21 protein-coding genes are annotated in these 17,191 nt (G+C 62.4%); 12 read left to right on the top strand and 9 right to left on the bottom strand.

The window, feature by feature from the left end; translation table 11 throughout:
* Positions 1–104 precede the first annotated feature (104 nt).
* The 3 genes from ACIPZ5_RS04835 to ACIPZ5_RS04825 all read left to right on the top strand — a co-directional run bounded on the left by ACIPZ5_RS04835 (position 105) and on the right by ACIPZ5_RS04825 (position 1,949).
* Entirely contained in the window at positions 105–1,085 is a 981-nt protein-coding gene (locus ACIPZ5_RS04835; protein WP_400807014.1) for a response regulator, read from the top strand.
* Entirely contained in the window at positions 1,082–1,444 is a 363-nt protein-coding gene (locus ACIPZ5_RS04830; protein WP_343594426.1) for a response regulator, read from the top strand. Before ACIPZ5_RS04835 ends, ACIPZ5_RS04830 begins: the two co-directional genes overlap by 4 nt.
* Positions 1,445–1,520: 76 nt before the next feature.
* Positions 1,521–1,949 carry a DoxX family protein gene (locus ACIPZ5_RS04825; RefSeq protein ID WP_400807011.1) on the top strand — a complete coding sequence of 143 codons (429 nt, stop codon included), beginning with the start codon at positions 1,521–1,523 and terminating at the stop codon, positions 1,947–1,949.
* A 133-nt stretch (positions 1,950–2,082) separates the two neighbouring features.
* Here the strand turns inward: ACIPZ5_RS04825 and ACIPZ5_RS04820 are convergent, their stop codons facing one another.
* Positions 2,083–3,573: a YifB family Mg chelatase-like AAA ATPase gene (locus tag ACIPZ5_RS04820; RefSeq protein ID WP_400807008.1), complete on the bottom strand. Its 1,491-nt coding sequence runs from the start codon at positions 3,571–3,573 to the stop codon at positions 2,083–2,085.
* 253 nt (positions 3,574–3,826) lie between these two features.
* Between ACIPZ5_RS04820 and ACIPZ5_RS04815 the strand changes: the two genes are divergently transcribed.
* A complete protein-coding gene (locus ACIPZ5_RS04815; protein WP_400807005.1) occupies positions 3,827–5,839 on the top strand; it encodes a DUF4034 domain-containing protein in 2,013 nt (670 codons plus the stop codon).
* 68 nt (positions 5,840–5,907) lie between these two features.
* Here ACIPZ5_RS04815 and ACIPZ5_RS04810 read toward each other — a convergent pair whose 3' ends face one another.
* A complete protein-coding gene (locus tag ACIPZ5_RS04810; protein WP_008091866.1) occupies positions 5,908–6,171 on the bottom strand; it encodes an accessory factor UbiK family protein in 264 nt (87 codons plus the stop codon).
* A 375-nt stretch (positions 6,172–6,546) separates the two neighbouring features.
* Here ACIPZ5_RS04810 and glnK point away from each other — a divergent pair, with 375 nt between their 5' ends.
* From glnK to ACIPZ5_RS04785, 5 genes are all read left to right on the top strand, one after another.
* Complete coding sequence (glnK, locus tag ACIPZ5_RS04805; RefSeq protein WP_002555808.1) at positions 6,547–6,885, top strand: P-II family nitrogen regulator; 339 nt, start codon at positions 6,547–6,549, stop codon at positions 6,883–6,885.
* Between the two features lie 47 nt (positions 6,886–6,932).
* Positions 6,933–8,267: an ammonium transporter gene (locus ACIPZ5_RS04800; RefSeq protein ID WP_343594422.1), complete on the top strand. Its 1,335-nt coding sequence runs from the start codon at positions 6,933–6,935 to the stop codon at positions 8,265–8,267.
* 427 nt (positions 8,268–8,694) lie between these two features.
* Positions 8,695–9,024 carry a transcriptional regulator SutA gene (gene sutA / locus ACIPZ5_RS04795; protein ID WP_261942009.1) on the top strand — a complete coding sequence of 110 codons (330 nt, stop codon included), beginning with the start codon at positions 8,695–8,697 and terminating at the stop codon, positions 9,022–9,024.
* 149 nt (positions 9,025–9,173) lie between these two features.
* Complete coding sequence (locus ACIPZ5_RS04790; protein ID WP_400807001.1) at positions 9,174–9,848, top strand: hypothetical protein; 675 nt, start codon at positions 9,174–9,176, stop codon at positions 9,846–9,848.
* A complete protein-coding gene (locus ACIPZ5_RS04785; RefSeq protein WP_261942007.1) occupies positions 9,845–10,306 on the top strand; it encodes a hypothetical protein in 462 nt (153 codons plus the stop codon). The genes ACIPZ5_RS04790 and ACIPZ5_RS04785 overlap by 4 nt, the downstream gene beginning before the upstream one ends.
* Positions 10,307–10,384: 78 nt before the next feature.
* Here the strand turns inward: ACIPZ5_RS04785 and ACIPZ5_RS04780 are convergent, their stop codons facing one another.
* Genes ACIPZ5_RS04780 through ACIPZ5_RS04755 form a run of 6 tightly spaced genes read right to left on the bottom strand, consistent with a single transcriptional unit; the run spans position 10,385 to position 14,989 of the window.
* On the bottom strand, positions 10,385–11,080 hold the full coding sequence (locus ACIPZ5_RS04780) for an HAD family hydrolase (RefSeq protein WP_400806998.1): 696 nt from the start codon (positions 11,078–11,080) through the stop codon (positions 10,385–10,387).
* The gene (xerC, locus tag ACIPZ5_RS04775; protein ID WP_313710338.1) at positions 11,077–11,976 is read right to left on the bottom strand and encodes a tyrosine recombinase XerC; all 900 of its coding nucleotides are present in this window, start codon (positions 11,974–11,976) and stop codon (positions 11,077–11,079) included. The genes ACIPZ5_RS04780 and xerC overlap by 4 nt, the downstream gene beginning before the upstream one ends.
* Entirely contained in the window at positions 11,976–12,680 is a 705-nt protein-coding gene (locus ACIPZ5_RS04770) for a DUF484 family protein (protein WP_261942004.1), read from the bottom strand. Before ACIPZ5_RS04770 ends, xerC begins: the two co-directional genes overlap by 1 nt.
* Positions 12,681–12,693: 13 nt before the next feature.
* Positions 12,694–13,524 (bottom strand): diaminopimelate epimerase, encoded by an 831-nt coding sequence (gene dapF / locus ACIPZ5_RS04765; protein WP_343594419.1) that lies wholly within the window; start codon positions 13,522–13,524, stop codon positions 12,694–12,696.
* 4 nt (positions 13,525–13,528) lie between these two features.
* Complete coding sequence (gene lysA, locus ACIPZ5_RS04760) at positions 13,529–14,776, bottom strand: diaminopimelate decarboxylase (protein ID WP_400806995.1); 1,248 nt, start codon at positions 14,774–14,776, stop codon at positions 13,529–13,531.
* A gap of 9 nt (positions 14,777–14,785) precedes the next feature.
* Complete coding sequence (locus ACIPZ5_RS04755) at positions 14,786–14,989, bottom strand: lipoprotein (protein ID WP_033695922.1); 204 nt, start codon at positions 14,987–14,989, stop codon at positions 14,786–14,788.
* Between the two features lie 218 nt (positions 14,990–15,207).
* On the opposite strand from ACIPZ5_RS04755, the gene cyaY reads away from it, so the two are divergent.
* From cyaY to rnk, 3 genes are all read left to right on the top strand, one after another.
* Positions 15,208–15,540 (top strand): iron donor protein CyaY, encoded by a 333-nt coding sequence (cyaY, locus tag ACIPZ5_RS04750; RefSeq protein WP_261942000.1) that lies wholly within the window; start codon positions 15,208–15,210, stop codon positions 15,538–15,540.
* A 1-nt stretch (position 15,541) separates the two neighbouring features.
* The gene (locus ACIPZ5_RS04745) at positions 15,542–15,754 is read left to right on the top strand and encodes a DUF1289 domain-containing protein (RefSeq protein WP_261941999.1); all 213 of its coding nucleotides are present in this window, start codon (positions 15,542–15,544) and stop codon (positions 15,752–15,754) included.
* A 132-nt stretch (positions 15,755–15,886) separates the two neighbouring features.
* Positions 15,887–16,297, top strand: a complete 411-nt coding sequence (gene rnk, locus ACIPZ5_RS04740; protein WP_313710335.1) for a nucleoside diphosphate kinase regulator — start codon at positions 15,887–15,889, stop codon at positions 16,295–16,297.
* Positions 16,298–16,307: 10 nt separating this feature from the next.
* Here the strand turns inward: rnk and ACIPZ5_RS04735 are convergent, their stop codons facing one another.
* Positions 16,308–17,150, bottom strand: a complete 843-nt coding sequence (locus ACIPZ5_RS04735; RefSeq protein WP_343594417.1) for a hypothetical protein — start codon at positions 17,148–17,150, stop codon at positions 16,308–16,310.
* Positions 17,151–17,191: the final 41 nt, after the last annotated feature.

Raw genomic sequence — 17,191 nt, 5'->3', positions numbered from 1 at the left:
TATAGTTTTGAGACCAACCTATCCCTCGGGATAATTGTCCGATCGCGTTCGCTGGCCTAGGCTGCCCGGGGCTGCGCAAACGCCCGTTCCCGCACGAGGAAACCATGATCCGAATAGGCAATGCCCAGGTGTCGCTGGAGCGGCGAGAAGCCTTTCTCGACGGCAAGCCGATCCCGTTGGGCGGGCGTGCGTTCGAGGTGCTGGCCACGCTGATCCGGGCCAACGGCCGGGTGGTTGGCAAGGATGAGCTGTTCAGCCAGGTGTGGGCCGGCACGGTGGTCGAGGACAACAACCTGCAGGTGCAGGTTTCGCTGCTGCGCAAGGCCTTCGGCGATCGCGGCTTGATCCAGACCGTGGCGCGCCGGGGCTATCGCCTGGCTGTCGAAGTCAGCCTCGAAGTGCCTTGCCGGGCACTGGGCCAGTCGCCGCTGTGTGCCGGGGTCGATGGCGCTGAAGCGGACGATGAGCCTGCCAGCGTGCCCGTGCTGGTGGTGGATGATGACCCTTCGGTGCGCAAGGCACTGGGCCGTCTGTTGCGCTCGCAGGACATTCCACACCAGTTGTTCGCCAGTGCCGAGGAGCTGTTCGACGCACGCCTGGAAACCCCCTGTGCTTGCCTGCTGCTGGACATGCATCTGCCCGAAACCAGCGGCCTTGAGGTGCAGGCTGCGCTGGTTCGGTTGGCGCTGCCCTGGCCAATCGTGTTCATGACCGGTTTCGGTACTATCCCCATGACGGTCCAGGCGATGCGCGCCGGGGCCGTGGAGTTTCTGACCAAGCCTTTCGACGAAGACCAGCTGCTGGCGCTGCTGGAGTCGGTGCGCGTCCGTGCCGTGAGCGAAGGGCGCAAATGGCGCCATGCGCGTCAGGTCGAGGAAAAGTACCAGCGCCTCACCCAGCGCGAACGCCAGGTGTTCTCGCTGGTGGCTGGCGGCCTGTCGCACAAGCAGATCGCCAGGGAAATCGGCACCAGTGAGGTGACCACCAAGGTGCACAAGAAAAACATCATGAACAAGATGCAATCCCGCTCGCTGCTGGAGCTGGTGGCCATGCACAACGTCATCGAGGCCCGGTCCGGCGCATGAGCAGAGCGGTGTGCATCGTCGATGACGATGCTTCGGTGCGCAAAAGCCTGGCCAACCTGTTGCGTTCGGCAGGCTTCGAGACCTTGGTGTTCGCGGCGGGGGATGTATTCCTGGGCTCGGACCTGGTGCGTGAGGCAGGGTGCGTGTTGCTTGACCTGAGGATGCCGGGGTTGAACGGGTTGGACGTGCAACGCGAGCTGGCACGGCGGGGTTGGCGCTTGCCGGTGATCTGCATGTCGGCGCACTGGGACGATGGTGCAGTCCAGGCGGCGCTGGGCAATGGCGCGCAGGCGTGCCTGGGCAAGCCGTTTTCTGAGGAGGCGTTGCTCAAGGTGGTCGAAGAGGCATTGGCAGGTTAGTGAGCACACCTGAGCAAGCATTTGCCGCGCAATCGGGCAATGCTCGTCGGATTGATAGAACCGCGAGACCTTTGCCATGCAACGCTTGAAGATCGTTTTCGACCCCCAATCGCCGACGCTGACTGCCTGCGGCCTGCTGTTCATGCGTGTGATGGCTGCGCTGCTGCTGTTTTTTATCCATGGCTTGCCCAAGCTGCTGGACTGGAGCGGGGAGTTGCAGCGCATCGAAGATCCTTTTGGACTGGGGGCGCCGCTGACCTTGGGCCTGGCGGTGTTTGCCGAGGTCGTCTGCCCGCTGTTGCTGCTACTGGGCGTGGCAGCGCGGCTGGCCTGCCTGCCGGTGCTGGCGGTATTGCTGGTGGCGCTGGTAGTGGTGCATCCGGACTGGTCGCTGGAGCAGGGGCAGTTTGCCTGGTTGCTGGTGGCGCTTTATGGCGGGTTGGCATTGACCGGGCCTGGGCTGTATTCGGTCTCTGGGTTAATTGGTAGAAACAAGGTTGCCTGATGAATCTTGGGGCCGCTTTGCGGCCCATCGCCGGCAAGCGCGGCTCACACAGGTTGGACCGACCTGAAGGCTTGCACAAAACCTTGTGGGAGCCGCGCTTGCCGGCGATGGGCTGCAAAGCAGCCCCAAAGATCTAACTGCTCCCCGGCCGGTACTGTAAGGCCTCGGCCAGATGCCCTCGGCTGATCGCCTGGCTGCCTTGCAGATCTGCCAATGTGCGTGCAACCTTCAGCAGCCGATGCGCTGCCCGCAAAGAAAGGCTCAGCCGCTCACAGGCAGTCTCAAGCCACGCCTGGTCGGCCGCTGCCAGCTGACAATGGCTCCGCAACCCCTCCAGGTTCAGAAACGCATTGGCACAGCCTTGCCGCCGCTGCTGCACTTCACGCGCCTCGGCCACCTTGGCTGCCACATCCGCGCTGGTCTCGCCGCTCGGCTGGTTGTCGAGCGTGGTGGTCTCGCGGGCCACGGTCAGGTGCAAGTCAATTCGGTCAAGCAGCGGGCCTGACAGCTTGTTGCGATACCGCGCGATCTGTTCGGTACTGCAACGGCAGCGGCCGGTGGGGTCGCCCAGATAGCCGCAAGGGCAGGGGTTCATCGCCGCCACCAGCTGAAAACGCGCCGGGAACCGTACCTTGTCGCGCGCCCGCGCAATCACGATCTCGCCCGATTCCAGCGGCTCGCGCAGCACTTCCAGCACCCGCCTTTCAAACTCTGGCAGCTCATCGAGAAACAGCACGCCGTGGTGCGCAAGGGTAATTTCGCCAGGCTGCGGCCGGCTGCCGCCACCCACCAGTGCCGGCCCCGAGGCCGAATGGTGGGGGTGGCGGAAAGGCCGCTGGGGCCAGCTGCTCAGCGGCGCATGACCACTGACCGACTGGATCGCCGCCACTTCCAGCGCTTCGTGCTCGTCCAGTGGCGGCAGCAGGCCGGGAAGGCGGCTGGCAAGTAACGTCTTGCCTGTGCCGGGAGGCCCGGTGAACAACAGGTTATGCGCCCCTGCCGCGGCCAGCAGCAGCGCCCGCTTGGCCGCAACCTGGCCCTGCACCTCGCTCAGGTCCGGGTAAGGCTGCTGTTGCAGGACCAGGCCATTGGCGGAAAAAGGCGGCAGCGGTACTTGCCCGTTAAGGTGTGCCACCAACTCCAGCAGGTGCCCCACTGCATACACCACAAGCCCGCCAGCCAGGCTGGCCTCTTCGGCATTCTCCCGTGGCACTACCAGCGCCCGGCCAGCCTCGCGCGCCGCCAGCGCCGCCGGCAATACCCCCTGCACCGGGCGCAACTTGCCTGACAGTGCCAGCTCGCCCAGGCACTCCATTTCCGCCAGGGCTGGCAACGGCACCTGGCCATCGGCGGCCAGGATGCCCAGGGCGATGGCCAGGTCATAACGCCCGCCGTCCTTGGGCAGGTCGGCAGGGGCGAGGTTCTGGGTGATGCGCCGCTGTGGATAATTCAGCCCGGAATTGACGATGGCGCTGCGTACACGGTCCTTGCTCTCCTTGACCGTGGTTTCCGGCAGTCCGACCAGGGTGAGATGGGGCAGGCCGTTGGCCAGGTGGGTTTCGACGCTGACCGCCGGGGCCTGCACGCCGACCTGGGCGCGGCTATGGACGAGGGCGAGGGACATGGACGCTCCGTTGTCACTGGATATAGAGCCGCTTCCTGCGGCTTGTCGAAGCCTAGTGAGTTTCGGCAAGGCAGGCGCAAGAAAAATGCGACTTTGTTTTGCATACCAGTTTTTTCCCTGCCTTTTCACATGATCTGACAACTTCTGGATCCAATATCTTTGCGAAGAGCCCGGCTATGGCTTAGTGTTCAAGAGCGACTGTTGTTGCCATTGGATGGCAGCACAACCCTGAAATGGACTTAAGGTACTGCCCGTGCAAACGCTCATTCGCACCCGCCAGCAGATCCGAGAACGGGTGCAGGCCAATGAATTCGCTGAACTCAACCGCTTGTTCGATGCGCTCCAGGCGCAGTGGCGGCAGGCGCCTCCCGGTGAGTGTCCCGCCTACCTTGAGGCTGTGCAGGGCTACATGCTCGATTGCGACATGCAGGGCGCCAAGGCCCTGACGCAAACCCTCAAAAACTGGATCGACGCCTGCCCCAAGGCCTATCACCCGCAGGTGGTGATGGGGTTTCACTGCTTCAGCCACGCCTGCCTGATCCGTGGGCAGGTTGGCTCCCATGACGTTTCCGAAGAACGCTGGCTGGCTGCCGAACAGGCCTGCGAAAAGGGCGCGGCGCATTTCCTGCGGGCCATGGAGTGCTGCGAGCAACCGGTTGCCGCAGTGATCGGCATGCTGCACATCAGCGCGTACTTGCGCGAACCCGGCTGGTTGGTCGAATTGTTCGCTGGCCAGGTGGCGCGCTATCGGCCCAGCGCACATGCCGATGTGGAAGTGCAGGAGGCCGCTGCGCCGCTATTGGTCAGATGCGGCCTGACCCCCTTGCAGACGCTGCCGCAAACATTGCCTGCAGGGTTGAGCGCGCGTTTGCATGAGCAGGGCGAAAGTGCCCGGGATTATTGGCTGCGCCATGCGCTGGCGTGGTTTCCCGGCTGCTTTGAGGCGATCGAGGCCTTTGCCACTTACCTGACCCCACGCTGGGGCGGCAGCCATCAGGCGATCGACACCCTGGCCCGCGGCCCGCTATGCCACGGTTGGCCCGAAGCACAGCGCAATGCGATTCGCTGGCTGGCCCTGGAAGACACGTTCTGGCTGCCGCATGCCAAGCAACTGCCACAGGTCGCGAGCTGGCAAAGAACCTTTGCCCAATGGGCCCAGCGCGAACTCAGGCCTAAGGAGCGCGCTACGCTGCTGGCCCGGCGTGGCGCCCTGCGGCGCTATTCGATGCATGATTACGACGGAGCGATGCGCGACTTTGTCGACAGTGTCGCGCTCTACCCTGACCATGGCTTTGTTCCGGCCATTGGCGAGCCTTTCCATAGCCTTGTGTGCCTGGTGCTGTTCCACGAGGCTGAAGACGATTCGCAGGTATTGCGCACCGTCATCGAGCGGCTGTGCGACGACCGTCGCCAGGCGGCGGCCTGTGCACTGCGGGCTGCGGGGCATCAGTTCGGGCTGTGGGGCTTTGGGCAGTCTGCCGCGCAGGCAAGCACGTGGTTGCGTTTGGCGGTCAGGCGCCAGTGCGGGCGCGAGGGGCAGGGCTTCGATGTGCTCGATGTGCCGCGCCTGCTCTGGGCGGCCAACCTGCATGAGGCCGCGCATTACCTGTATGAGGGCTGTGCGGAGCTGAATCTGCCGGATGCTGCCATCGCGCTGTACGATCTGCATCGCGGCTGGCTGGACAACACCCCCGAGCAGTATCTGAGCAACAAGGCGGCCGAGCACTGGCTGCTGCGCGCGGCGGAGTCTGGCCACTCGCTGGCCAAGTTCGACCTGGCCCGCCAGCGGATGAGCCTCCCGCAAGGGCTGGAAGACCGAAAGGCGGTGCTGGCGGTCAAGCGGTTGTTGCTCGATGTCCTGAACCATCCACACATCCATGCCAAGGCGCAATTGCAGCTGGGCATCCTGCTACGCCAGCACGGTGATGCGCGGGAGCGTGTCGAAGCGGTCGACTATCTGCAGGGGCTGGCCGAGCACCCTGATGCCTGGATTGCAGCGCGTGCCTGTGCGGAACTCGGGCTGGCCTGGATGCAGGGGTATGGTACGCGCAAACAGAGCCGCTTCGCGGCAATCGAATGGGCCAATCGCGCGGTTGCGTTGCAGCCAAGTGATCCGCTCATCGAAGCAATACAGGCCGAGATCCGCAACTCCCACAGCCGGGTGAAAACGTTGTTCACCGTGTGTGGGGCCGCGCTATTTCGTGGCACCCTGCAGGCCTGCGAGCTACCGCCCAAGGCCGGTGGTCAGCACAGGGCTTCGGCCTGATTGAAGTCAGGGCAGCCACGGCTTTCATGGATTGGCGCCGGGGGTGAAATTTGACGCCTTATCGATTGTTATTCCTGTGCTGCTGGCGCCATCCGCGCTTCCAGCTCGGCGACTTGCTTCTCCAGGGCCTCAAGCCGGGCGCGGGTGCGCGCCAGCACGACCATCTGGCTGTCGAATTCTTCACGGCTGACCAGGTCCAGCTTGCTGAAGGCGCCTTGCATCAGCACCTTGAACTGGCTTTCCAGTTCGGCGCGAGGCTGCGCGGTATCGCTGCTGAACAGGCGCGAGGCCTGGTCGCTCAGGGCGTCGAGAAGGGCTTTGGGCGCGAGCATGTCGGGCTGTCCACTGATGCTGAGAAATGGCCCGCAGTGTAACACGGGGCAAAGCCGTGCCATCGACCCCAATGGTTGCACATTTTTCGAGCAACTCGCCGGGCTCGAATGCACCGAAGTTGTGCATGTTTTCCATGCTGGCGACTGGCCAATCCCGACTGATTCACATAACTCGCTGTTTTCCGGTGGTTTAGCGGAACTGGCAAGGTTTCTGCAAAGACCTGTACGAGCCATGCACTGATGCAGTTCCTTGTGACCAGGCAGTGCGCACGCGGAGCCGGATGCCGACGACGCGTTACAAAGCCAACCGCTGCGCTTAGACTTGAGACGGGTTTGTTTTCCTGGGGCAAGTCCACCAAATCGGGAGAGAGTTTCATGAAGCTAGTCACAGCCATCATCAAGCCGTTCAAGCTGGACGACGTGCGCGAGTCGCTGTCGGAAATCGGCGTGCAGGGCATTACCGTCACCGAAGTCAAAGGTTTCGGCCGGCAGAAGGGCCACACCGAGCTGTATCGCGGCGCGGAGTACGTGGTCGACTTCCTGCCCAAAGTGAAGATCGACGTCGCCATCGACGACAAGGACCTTGATCGAGTGATCGAAGCCATCACCAAGGCGGCCAACACCGGCAAGATCGGTGACGGCAAGATCTTCGTGGTGAATCTGGAGCAGGCGATCCGCATCCGTACCGGCGAAACCGATACCGACGCGATCTAAGCGCCGAAAAAAGCCTCACCAAACCCAACGCCCCAGGAGAAAACAACATGACTCTGCGTAAGATCGCAGGGCTAGGAGCCCTATTGTCCCTCGTAATGCCCGGGCTTGCCTTGGCAGAGGAAGCAGCTGCCCCAGCGCTGAACTCCGGCGACACCGCCTGGATGCTCACCTCGACAGCGCTGGTGCTGTTCATGACCATTCCGGGCCTGGCCCTGTTCTACGGCGGCATGGTGCGTTCCAAGAACGTGCTGTCGGTGATGATGCAGTGCTTCGCCATCACTGGCCTGATCAGCATTCTCTGGGTCATTTACGGCTACAGCATGGCCTTCGATACCACCGGTATGGAAAAGGGCGTGCTCAACTTCAATTCCTTCGTCGGCGGGTTCTCCAAGGCGTTCCTCAGCGGCGTCACGCCTGCGAATCTGACCTCGGCCACCGCACTGTTCCCTGAAGCGGTGTTCATCACCTTCCAGATGACCTTTGCCATCATCACCCCGGCGCTGATCGTCGGTGCCTTTGCCGAACGCATGAAGTTCTCGGCGATGCTGGTGTTCATGGGCATCTGGTTCACCCTGGTCTACGCACCGATCGCCCACATGGTCTGGAGCGGTGACGGCGCGCTGCTGTGGGACTGGGGCGTGCTCGACTTCGCTGGCGGCACCGTAGTGCACATCAATGCCGGTATCGCTGGCCTGGTCTGCTGCCTGGTCATGGGCAAGCGCAAAGGCTACCCGACCACCCCGATGGCCCCGCACAACCTGGGCTATACCCTGATGGGCGCGGCCATGCTGTGGATCGGCTGGTTCGGCTTCAATGCCGGCTCCGCCGCCGCCGCCAACGGCACTGCTGGCATGGCCATGCTGGTGACCCAGATCGCCACCGCCGCCGCTGCGCTGGGCTGGATGTTCGCCGAGTGGATCGGCCACGGCAAACCGAGCGCCCTGGGCATCGCTTCGGGTGTGGTAGCAGGCCTGGTTGCCATTACGCCGGCTGCCGGTACCGTGGGCCCGATGGGCGCGCTGGTGATCGGCCTGGTCTCGGGGGTGGTCTGCTACTTCTGCGCCACCACTCTCAAGCGCAAGCTGGGCTATGACGACTCCCTCGACGCTTTCGGCGTGCACGGTATTGGCGGCATCATCGGCGCCATTCTCACCGGCGTGTTCGCGGCACCGGCCCTGGGCGGCTTCGGCGCGGTCACCGACATCGGCGCCCAGGTCTGGGTCCAGGCCAAGGGTGTGATTTTCACCGTGGTCTACACCGCCATCGTCACCTACGTGATCCTCAAGGTGCTGGATGTGGTGATGGGACTGCGGGTCAACGAAGAAGAAGAGTCGGTCGGCCTCGACCTGGCTCAGCACAACGAACGCGGCTACAACCTGTAACCGCGACGCTGGAAAAACTTGCCCGGTTCGCCGGGCATTTTTTTGCCTGTTTTTTACCTTTTCCCGCAGAGCAAACGGTTTATCTCTCACGTTCGCGACGTAGGCCAAAAACTTACAAGTCTCAGGGCATTTATGGAGCTTTGCTTTTTCCACGAGCGCGCTAGAATGCGCGCCGAAGGGTGTTTGATGAGCAGTCCACACGCTTCGCCAGCCTTTGCTAGGCTTGCCAATAGCGAGTGGCCAGCAGGGCTCTAGAATCTTGTCAGGTCCTGCCAGGAGCAGGGCCTGCCAGGTCCGCCTCCCAACAGGAGTGCCGACCCAAGGGCAGTGGCCAATCCACGGCCAGTTGAATTTTCACCGGTGACGGCCGGTCTACGGCTGCACCGGTCTATAACTAACCTGCTTTTCGCAAGTCATGAGGTAGAACATGAGCGACGACGATCTGGAAAATGATGACCTCGAAGTAGGCGACGAAGACGAAACCGATGACGGCCTTGAAGCGGCCGCCGATGATGTTGCCGAAGACGCTGGCGATGACGACAGCAGCCCGGCTCCCGCTGCCAAGGGCAAATCCAAGGCGGCTGTCTCGGTAGACGAGATGCCGAGCATGGAAGCCAAGCAGAAGGAACGTGACGCCTTGGCCAAGGCCATGGAAGAGTTCCTCGCCCGCGGTGGCAAGGTGCAGGAAGTCGAGGCCAACGTGGTCGCCGACCCGCCCAAGAAGCCGGACAACAAGTACGGCAGCCGCCCTATCTGAGTGGCTGGATGCAAAAGAGCCCGCCGTCGCTGCGGGCTTTTTTGTGGGCGCTGAGTAGGTAATGGAAATTTCCTACATTAGAAAAAGACGCGTCTGCTAGATGTTTTTTGCGCCGCCGGGCAAGCATCGTGCTTCAGCCTGGAGGATTTATGGACAAATTGGTTCGTCGTTGTGAACTGCGCAAGGAAGACCTCCCGAAAGTGGAGGACCCTTTCTTTGCTGAGTCAAAGGTAAAGCGTGCTCTGCAGTGCGGAGGGTATCTACGCGGAGAGGTTGAATTTCTGAGGGATTGTGGCATCACTCTCGTGCAGCAGCTCTCTGAGCAAGGTCTTGAGATAGCACTAAAAGAAATTAGAAGCGGCCGTTGGTTGTTTTTGACCAGCGAGCCTTTCAGGCCCATGAGGTTAGATGGCCAAATAGGAGCGACACAGTGCTTTCCTGGCTCTGATTATCTGGATCGGCAGGCTGAAAGGAAAAAAGGTCCGGGTAAGTGGCGCACTATCGACATCGATTATGACGGGTTGAAAAATACATTCGCCATGCTGCAGAACCGCCTTGGCTCGCTAGGTGACGAGGGTCGTATCTTCGGCTCGGAAGGAAAGGATTATGACAACACCTCCCGTGTCGTGACCCAGCAGTGGGTTCCCCTCGATAGTCATGATGATCATCTGGCATCACGATCTGTCGTTCATCGCTACGGCGAATTACGGGCTATCACACAACGCTACTTTGAAGGAGAGGATAAGTGGCAGGTCAGTGGTAAGTCTTGGCATTGGCAGCCAGTTCTTCCTTTTGAAACCTACGAACACCGGGAAAAGAAATGAAGCCCGGAGGACGAAAAACGGAGCGTTGGGCATTGCGATTATGGGGTGGGCTGGATGCCCTTTCTTTGCTCCTCTACGTCGTGGCCAGCATACGACGTGGGCATCTGCCTTTCGTTACTGATCTGCATAACCTGCTGAGCTTTCTGGATGAGCAAGGTTTCGTCACCAGTGTGCTGGTGGTCATGAATTTGGTGCTGCAAGTTTCGATCATTCTCAGTGCCGTGCTTTTGCTTGGTGGCAGAACGGCTGGTGTGTATCTGGGGCTTGCGCAAATTCCCTTGAGGCTGCTCTTCGCTACGCCGTCGCTCTCTGTACTGTTGATCTGGGCCAGTCTTGTACCTGATTATGACCCGTGGTTGATGCTTGGTCTGATAGGGATTTCAGAGCTGAGCAAGGGAGGTACGTCATGGTGGTGGCTGCGTCGCCAGCGATCGCATCACCGGGCAGCCGGCAGTTGAACAGTCTAGCCCGCTGTCGCTGCGGGCTTTTTTGTGCCTGGGGGATTTGGGTTGCCTGTGCCCGCGAAGCGGCCCCTCTCAGCGCCAGCGTGCGAGGACGTCGGGTAGCTGAGAGAGGCGCTGTATTTCGGCATCCGGCGCCTGATCACCAGCCCAGGCCTTGCCCTGCGGGTTGAACCATACCGCTCGCAACCCGGCCCGCTGGGCTCCGGCGATGTCGTCGCCCGGGTGGTCGCCGACATGCACCGCTGCACTGGCTTCAACCTCACCCCGCTTGAGGGCCTCCATGAACGGTGCCGGGTCGGGCTTGCCGATGCCCAGGTCTTCCGCGCACAGGGCAAAACGGAAGTAATCCGCCAGCCCCAGGCGGCGTACATCGGCGTTGCCGTTGGTCACCACGCCCAAGGTGTAGTGATGGCGCAGGATCTCCAGCACCGGCTGCACTTCGGGGAACACCTCGATCTGGTGGCGGGCATGCAGGAACACTTCAAAACCTTCGTTGGCAAGCTCCTGCGCCTGTTTTTCGCTGTAGCCGACTTCCTCCAGGGCGTGGAACAGTACACGCCGGCGCAGGGCGCTGATGCGGTGCTTGAGGCCCGGTTCGGCCTGCACCAGGCGTTCGCGTATGGCGAACAGGTGCTCCACCGGCACGCCGCCGAGGATGGGTGCGTTGGCTTCGAGCCAGTCGCGCAGCACGACCTCGGCACTGGCAATCACGGGCGCGGTGTCCCACAGGGTGTCGTCGAGGTCGAAGGTGATCAGCTTGATGCTCATGAGTCTGTGCCTTTGCTGCGTTTGGCCCGAGGGTGGGCGCTGTCGTACACCGCGGCCAGGTGCTGGAAGTCCAGGTGGGTGTAGATCTGCGTGGTGCTGATGTCGGCATGGCCGAGCATTTCCTGCACCGCGCGCAGGTCCTGGGACGATTCCAATACATGGCTGGCGAAGGAATGGCGAAGCATGTGCGGATGCAGGTGCTGGCCCAGCTCGCGCTCGCCAGCGGTCTTGACCCGCAGTTGGATGGCCCGCGGGCTCATGCGGTTGCCTTGGCGGGTGATGAACACCGCGCTGTCACGCGGGCCGCCGATGCCGCGCAGTTTGAACCAGGCTTGCAAGGCTTCACGGGCCTTGCGGCCGACCGGTAGCACGCGGGTCTTGCTGCCCTTGCCGATCACCTGCACCAGGCCAGCAGCCAGGTCGAGCTGCTCGAGGTCGAGGTTGTTCAGCTCGGACAGGCGCAGGCCAGAGGAGTAGAAGAGTTCGAGGATGGCTTGATCGCGGCGGGCGATGAAATCGTCGTCGACACCGCCATCGAGCAATTGCAGGGCGCGGTCGGTGTCCAGCACCTTGGGCAGCCGGCGTTCGCCCTTGGGCGCGCTCAGGCCGCTGGCCGGGTCGTGCTGGCACAGGCCTTCGCGGTTGAGGTAGCGGTACAGGCCGCGCACTGCCGACAGCAGCCGCGCCAGGCTGCGCGACGACTGGCCATGATGGTGCAGGCGGGCGATTAGCTGGCGCAGCTGCTGGATCTGCAGCTCAGCCCAGCCAGCGATGCCTTGGCTGTTGCAGTATTCGATGACCTTGTCGAGGTCGCGGCGGTAGGCCAGCAGGGTGTGTTCCGACACCTGGCGCTCGTTGCGCAGGTGTGCGCAATAAGCCTCCAGCTGGCGTTCCATCAGCGCACCGGACGCAGGGTCTGGGTCACGCGCGGCACTACGCGGCCGAGCACTTCGGCGATATAGCCGAGGAACAAGGTACCGACGCTGCTCTTGTAGTGCTGCGGGTCGCGGCTGCCGATCGCCAGCACGCCATGCAGCCCCTGGTATTCCAAGGCTGCAACCGCACTGGAGCCGACTTCCTGCTGCTGTTCCTTGCCGAACAGGAAGGCCAGTTCGTGCTCGCGCAGGTTGCCGCTGATGGTCTTGCCGCCGCCAAGCAGACCGCCGATGGCTTGCTGGGCTTCGGCATTGCTCACCCAGCGGCCGACGGGCGCGGCGTTGTCGCCGAACAGGATCAGGCTGACGAAAGGCACCTGGAACTCCTGGCGCAGGCTGTCTTCGACGGCCATCACCACTTCTTCCAGGCTGCCGGCATCGAGCAGGTCGAGGATCAGCCGACGGGTCTTGTCGAACAGCCGGTCGTTGTCACGGGCCACGTCCATCAGTTGCGACAGGCGATGGCGCATCTCGATGTTGCGGTCGCGCAGCAGCTTGAGCTGGCGTTCCACCAGCGACACGCTGTCGCCGCGCTGGTGGGGTATGCGTTGCTCGATCAGCAGCTCGTCGTGCTCGGCGAAGAAGGTGGGGTGGGCGCGCAAGTAGGCGACCACTGCTTCGGCGTCGAGCTCATCGGGCTGCTGGGATACTGGCTGATCGGTCATGGCGGTTACTCGCTTAGAGACGAACCTGTCCTTCGAAGACGCGTACGGCTGGGCCAGTCATCAAAACAGGCTTGCCGGGGCCGGCCCATTCGATGTTAAGGCGGCCACCCGGCAGGTCGAGGGTCACCGGAGAGTCCATCCAGCCCTGGCTGATGGCGGCCACGGCTGCGGCGCAGGCACCGGTGCCACAGGCCTGGGTCTCGCCTGCGCCACGTTCCCATACCCGCAGGTTGGCGCGATGGCGGTCGATGACCTGGAGGAAACCGGCATTCACCCGCTGCGGGAAGCGCGGGTGGTTTTCGATTTTCGGGCCCAGCTCATGGACCGGCGCGGTGTGCACGTCATCGACGCGCAGCACGGCATGCGGGTTGCCCATGGACACGGCGGCAATCGAATGCACCTGGCCGTCGACTTCCAGCGGGTAGTTCAACGCCTGTTCGTCGGCAATGAACGGGATTTCTGCCGGGACGAAGCGCGGCGGGCCCATGTCGACACACACCTGGCCGTCGTTCTGCACGTCCAGTTCGATGATGCCGCCCTTGGTCTCCACGCGGATGCGCTTCTTCGCGGTCAGGCGCTTGTCCAGCACGAAGCGGGCGAAGCAGCGCGCACCGTTGCCGCACTGCTCGACCTCGGAACCGTCGGCGTTGAATATCCGGTAGCGGAAGTCCACTTCCGGATTGCTCGGCGCCTCGACGATCAGCAGCTGGTCGAAGCCGATACCGGTGTGGCGGTCACCCCATTGCTTGGCGTGCTTGGGCTGGATGTGTGCGTGCTGGCTGACCAGGTCGAGGACCATGAAGTCGTTGCCCAGCCCATGCATCTTGGTAAAGCGCAGCAGCATGGGGTCACTCCGGCAGCAGGCTTTCGCCAGCGTACAGTTCGGCGATGGTCTCGCGGCGGCGGACTTCGAAAGCCTGGTCGCCGTCGACCAGGATTTCCGCGCAACGGCCACGGGTGTTGTAGTTCGAGCTCATGACAAAACCATAGGCGCCCGCCGACTGCACGGCCAGCAGGTCACCCTCGGCCAGGTTCAGCACGCGGTCCTTGGCGAGGAAGTCGCCAGTTTCGCAGATTGGCCCGACCAGGTCGTAGGCACGGCCTTCGCCAGCACGTGGGGCGACTGCGCTGACACCCATCCAGGCCTGGTACAGGGCCGGGCGGATCAGGTCGTTCATCGCCGCGTCGATGATGGCGAAGTCCTTGTGTTCGGTGTGCTTGAGGTATTCCACGCGGGTCAGCAGGGCACCGGCGTTGGCCACGATGTAGCGGCCAGGCTCGAACACCAGGGCCAGGTCGCGGGTGCCGACGCGCTCGCGGATGGCTTTGATGTAGTCGGCCACCAGCGGCGGCTCTTCGTCGCGATAGCGCACGCCAACACCGCCGCCCAGGTCCAGGTGGCGCAGGTGGATGCCGCACTCGGCCAGGCGATCGACCAGGGCCAGCAGGCGGTCGAGAGCATCGAGGAACGGGTCGACGGTGGTCAGCTGCGAGCCGATGTGGCAGTCGACACCGACCACGTCCAGGTTCGGCAGCTGCGCGGCGCGCACGTAGATGGCTTCGGCGTCGGCGATGGCGATGCCGAACTTGTTCTCTTTGAGGCCGGTGGAGATGTACGGGTGAGTGCCGGCATCGACGTCCGGGTTCACGCGCAGCGAGATCGGGGCAATCTTGCCCATCTCGGCGGCCACCACTTGCAGGCGTTCGAGCTCGTCGGTGGATTCGACGTTGAAGCAGTGCACGCCGACTTCCAGGGCGCGGCGCATGTCTTCGCGGGTTTTGCCGACGCCGGAGAACACCACGCGATCGGCCCGCCCGCCCGCGGCCAGCACACGCTCCAGCTCACCGCCGGAAACGATGTCGAAGCCCGCGCCCAGGCGCGCCAGAACGTTCAGCACGCCGAGGTTGGAGTTGGCCTTGACGGCGAAGCAGACCAGGTGCTCGGTGCCTTGCAGGGCATCGGTGTAGCTGCGGTACTGGGCTTCGATATGAGCGCGCGAGTACACGTAGGTCGGGGTACCGAAACGTTCGGCGATGGCCGAGAGGGCCACGCCTTCCGCGAACAGTTCACCGTCGCGGTAGTTGAAAGCGTTCATCTGATTTCCTTACTGCGCTGGCGTCTGCTCGGGCTGGATTGGCTGCTCTTCTTGCGGCTGGACCGCAGGCGCGTGCTGGTGCTGGTGCGACTTTTTCGGGCCTTTGCCGTCCTTGCCGTCTTCTGGCAGGTACAGGGGGCCCTTCTGACCGCAGGCCGAAACAAGGCAGGCAACCGCGACCAGCGCCGCGAGCGAGGAAATCAGGCGCTTCATGGGTGAAATCCTTTGAAATATGCAGTATTGCGCCCGAGTATACCGAGCGACCGGCGGATTGCCTATGCAAGAGCCGGTCCGTCGGGCGGGCTATGCTTATGTGCTCTCGCCGCAGCTATGGGGCCAGTGCCGGGAGCGGCTAAACCTTTGCATTCATGGCCCGGCGCCCGTATCTTGCCCGGCTTGCCCGTAAAGCAGCCAATTTCGAGGTTCCTGCAATGAGTTTGAGCGAAGCGCGTTTCCATGATCTGGTCGACGCGACCCAACAGGCCCTGGAAGACCTGTTCGACGAGAGCGGCCTGGACCTGGACATGGAAAACTCCGGCGGCGTGCTGACCGTCAAGTTCGAAGGCGGCGCCCAGCTGATCTTCAGCCGCCAGGAGCCGCTGCGCCAGCTGTGGCTGGCCGACCGATCCGGCGGCTTCCACTTCGACTACGACGAAGAAAGCGGCAAGTGGGTGTGCGAGAAGAGCGAAGAGCTGCTTGGCGAAATGCTCGAGCGCATCGTCTGGGAACGGGCCGGCGAGAAGCTGGACTTCGACGAAATCTGACATGACCAGCCAGACGCGGCCGCCCAAGCCGCTGTACAGCAACGTCAGCCCGGCGGTGCCGTCACCCTGCATCAGCGTCTGCCGGCTGGATGAGCAGCGGGTGTGCACCGGCTGCCACCGGCATGTCGAGCACATCCGCGAATGGCGCTCAGCCGACGACGAACGGCGCCGGCAGATCTGCCGCGAAGCCGAGGCCCTGCGCGCGCGGGCTTGAGTATTTGCCCGGCTGTGGTAGTGTCGGGTTAAGCGTCGGTGACGCAAAAGCATTCACAAACCCCGCCCTTGGGCGGGGTTTTGCTTTATCTGCCTGCAGGAAACCGCCTGTTCAAAGGAGTCTGACTGGATCATGAGCACCAAGCCTTCCCTCATCCTCACCCGATTGGACGTACAGCGTCTCGAGCGCCTGATCGACAGCCTCGATGAAAGCACGCCGGGTGTGCTTGCCTTGCAGGAGGAGCTGGACCGTGCCGGTCAGGTAGTCGGTCACGAGGAAGTGCCGGCCGGTGTGGTGACCATGAACTCGCGCGTGCATTGCCGTGAGGAAGCCAGTGGCAAGGACTACCATCTGACCCTGGTGTACCCGAAAGATGCGGGGGGCGAGGGCAAGGTCTCGATCCTCGCACCGATCGGCTGTGCACTGCTGGGCTTGTCGGTGGGTGAGCAGATCGACTGGCCGGCACCGGGGGGCAAGACCCTGAAGCTGAAGTTGCTGGAAGTCGAATACCAGCCTGAAGCGGCTGGTGATTTCGACCTCTGAGGCTGGTCTTTCAGGGTGCGTTCTGCGCCCTGAGTTGGCAGGCGTGAATACAGTTATCGACTATGCGGCTGCGCAGCGACCAATCGGTATTGATGATGTGGAAGCCCTGGATGTAGCTGTCCAGGTCTTTCGAGTCGAACCACTCATCGATCTTGTCGCTGAAATCATCAGGTGTGAACACCACCTTGTTGTACTTCGCGCACTGTATCGAGCGTAGCGTGCCGTCAGGCTTGTAACGCTGGCTATTCTGGTCGATGAACGCTTTCAGTTCTTCTGTGGACGGCATGTTCTCTCCCATCCAGACCTGCTCCACACCATTCCAGTGGTCCCCGCCGGCGGGATCGTTATAGGCAATGACCACGGTTTTGCCTGGGTGGTCATTCCACAGTTGATCCAGGGTCAGAGCATGCAAGTCATAGGGAATGATGCGCTGCCCCATGTGCTTGTCCAGCATCGCCAGCAGCCACTCATGCTCCTGGGCGCTGAAGTTATCGAATTCATGGAAGTCGAGGATGATGATTTCTCGTTTGTTGGCAGGGTCTTCATAAAAAACACCAAGCTCGGACACTACGTCGCCGAGCACAGTGCGTCCCGATGTACTCAGGTGATAGAGCTTGTACCGGTAAGGTGAATCGGGTGAATACTCGCGGTTGGCCCGTACACGAAGGTCGAGTACGCGAATGCCGGCGCGGATCTGCTCGATGCACGGAACGTCCTGGGTCACTTCCTGCGGTGGGACGATATTGTCCGCCTGTTTGTCCATTCCCGAATCATGGCTACCGGGCAGAATCAGCTGATCAATACGCAGGCGACCCAGTTCAGGCAAGTTACCCATCCAGTTCTGATTGTTCATGATGCACCTCAATCATTGAATGAGGGCGAAGCATGTCGCTG

Origin of the sequence: Pseudomonas sp. NPDC089428 (genome assembly GCF_044749325.1) — a bacterium.
Taxonomy (GTDB): Bacteria; Pseudomonadota; Gammaproteobacteria; order Pseudomonadales; family Pseudomonadaceae; genus Aquipseudomonas.
Note: the sequence above shows the minus strand (reverse complement) of the source record. Positions and strands in the feature narration are given on the sequence as shown.

Excerpts from the sequence above, each read along its gene's own strand:
- ACIPZ5_RS04835 (WP_400807014.1), top strand. The coding sequence starts at position 105 with ATGATCCGAATAGGCAATGCCCAGGTGTCGCTGGAGCGGCGAGAAGCC.
- ACIPZ5_RS04830 (WP_343594426.1), top strand. The coding sequence starts at position 1,082 with ATGAGCAGAGCGGTGTGCATCGTCGATGACGATGCTTCGGTGCGCAAA.
- ACIPZ5_RS04825 (WP_400807011.1), top strand. The coding sequence starts at position 1,521 with ATGCAACGCTTGAAGATCGTTTTCGACCCCCAATCGCCGACGCTGACT.
- ACIPZ5_RS04820 (WP_400807008.1), bottom strand. The coding sequence starts at position 3,573 with ATGTCCCTCGCCCTCGTCCATAGCCGCGCCCAGGTCGGCGTGCAGGCC.
- ACIPZ5_RS04810 (WP_008091866.1), bottom strand. The coding sequence starts at position 6,171 with ATGCTCGCGCCCAAAGCCCTTCTCGACGCCCTGAGCGACCAGGCCTCG.
- glnK (WP_002555808.1), top strand. The coding sequence starts at position 6,547 with ATGAAGCTAGTCACAGCCATCATCAAGCCGTTCAAGCTGGACGACGTG.
- ACIPZ5_RS04800 (WP_343594422.1), top strand. The coding sequence starts at position 6,933 with ATGACTCTGCGTAAGATCGCAGGGCTAGGAGCCCTATTGTCCCTCGTA.
- sutA (WP_261942009.1), top strand. The coding sequence starts at position 8,695 with ATGAGCGACGACGATCTGGAAAATGATGACCTCGAAGTAGGCGACGAA.
- ACIPZ5_RS04790 (WP_400807001.1), top strand. The coding sequence starts at position 9,174 with ATGGACAAATTGGTTCGTCGTTGTGAACTGCGCAAGGAAGACCTCCCG.
- ACIPZ5_RS04785 (WP_261942007.1), top strand. The coding sequence starts at position 9,845 with ATGAAGCCCGGAGGACGAAAAACGGAGCGTTGGGCATTGCGATTATGG.
- ACIPZ5_RS04780 (WP_400806998.1), bottom strand. The coding sequence starts at position 11,080 with ATGAGCATCAAGCTGATCACCTTCGACCTCGACGACACCCTGTGGGAC.
- xerC (WP_313710338.1), bottom strand. The coding sequence starts at position 11,976 with ATGGAACGCCAGCTGGAGGCTTATTGCGCACACCTGCGCAACGAGCGC.
- ACIPZ5_RS04770 (WP_261942004.1), bottom strand. The coding sequence starts at position 12,680 with ATGACCGATCAGCCAGTATCCCAGCAGCCCGATGAGCTCGACGCCGAA.
- dapF (WP_343594419.1), bottom strand. The coding sequence starts at position 13,524 with ATGCTGCTGCGCTTTACCAAGATGCATGGGCTGGGCAACGACTTCATG.
- lysA (WP_400806995.1), bottom strand. The coding sequence starts at position 14,776 with ATGAACGCTTTCAACTACCGCGACGGTGAACTGTTCGCGGAAGGCGTG.
- ACIPZ5_RS04755 (WP_033695922.1), bottom strand. The coding sequence starts at position 14,989 with ATGAAGCGCCTGATTTCCTCGCTCGCGGCGCTGGTCGCGGTTGCCTGC.
- cyaY (WP_261942000.1), top strand. The coding sequence starts at position 15,208 with ATGAGTTTGAGCGAAGCGCGTTTCCATGATCTGGTCGACGCGACCCAA.
- ACIPZ5_RS04745 (WP_261941999.1), top strand. The coding sequence starts at position 15,542 with ATGACCAGCCAGACGCGGCCGCCCAAGCCGCTGTACAGCAACGTCAGC.
- rnk (WP_313710335.1), top strand. The coding sequence starts at position 15,887 with ATGAGCACCAAGCCTTCCCTCATCCTCACCCGATTGGACGTACAGCGT.
- ACIPZ5_RS04735 (WP_343594417.1), bottom strand. The coding sequence starts at position 17,150 with ATGAACAATCAGAACTGGATGGGTAACTTGCCTGAACTGGGTCGCCTG.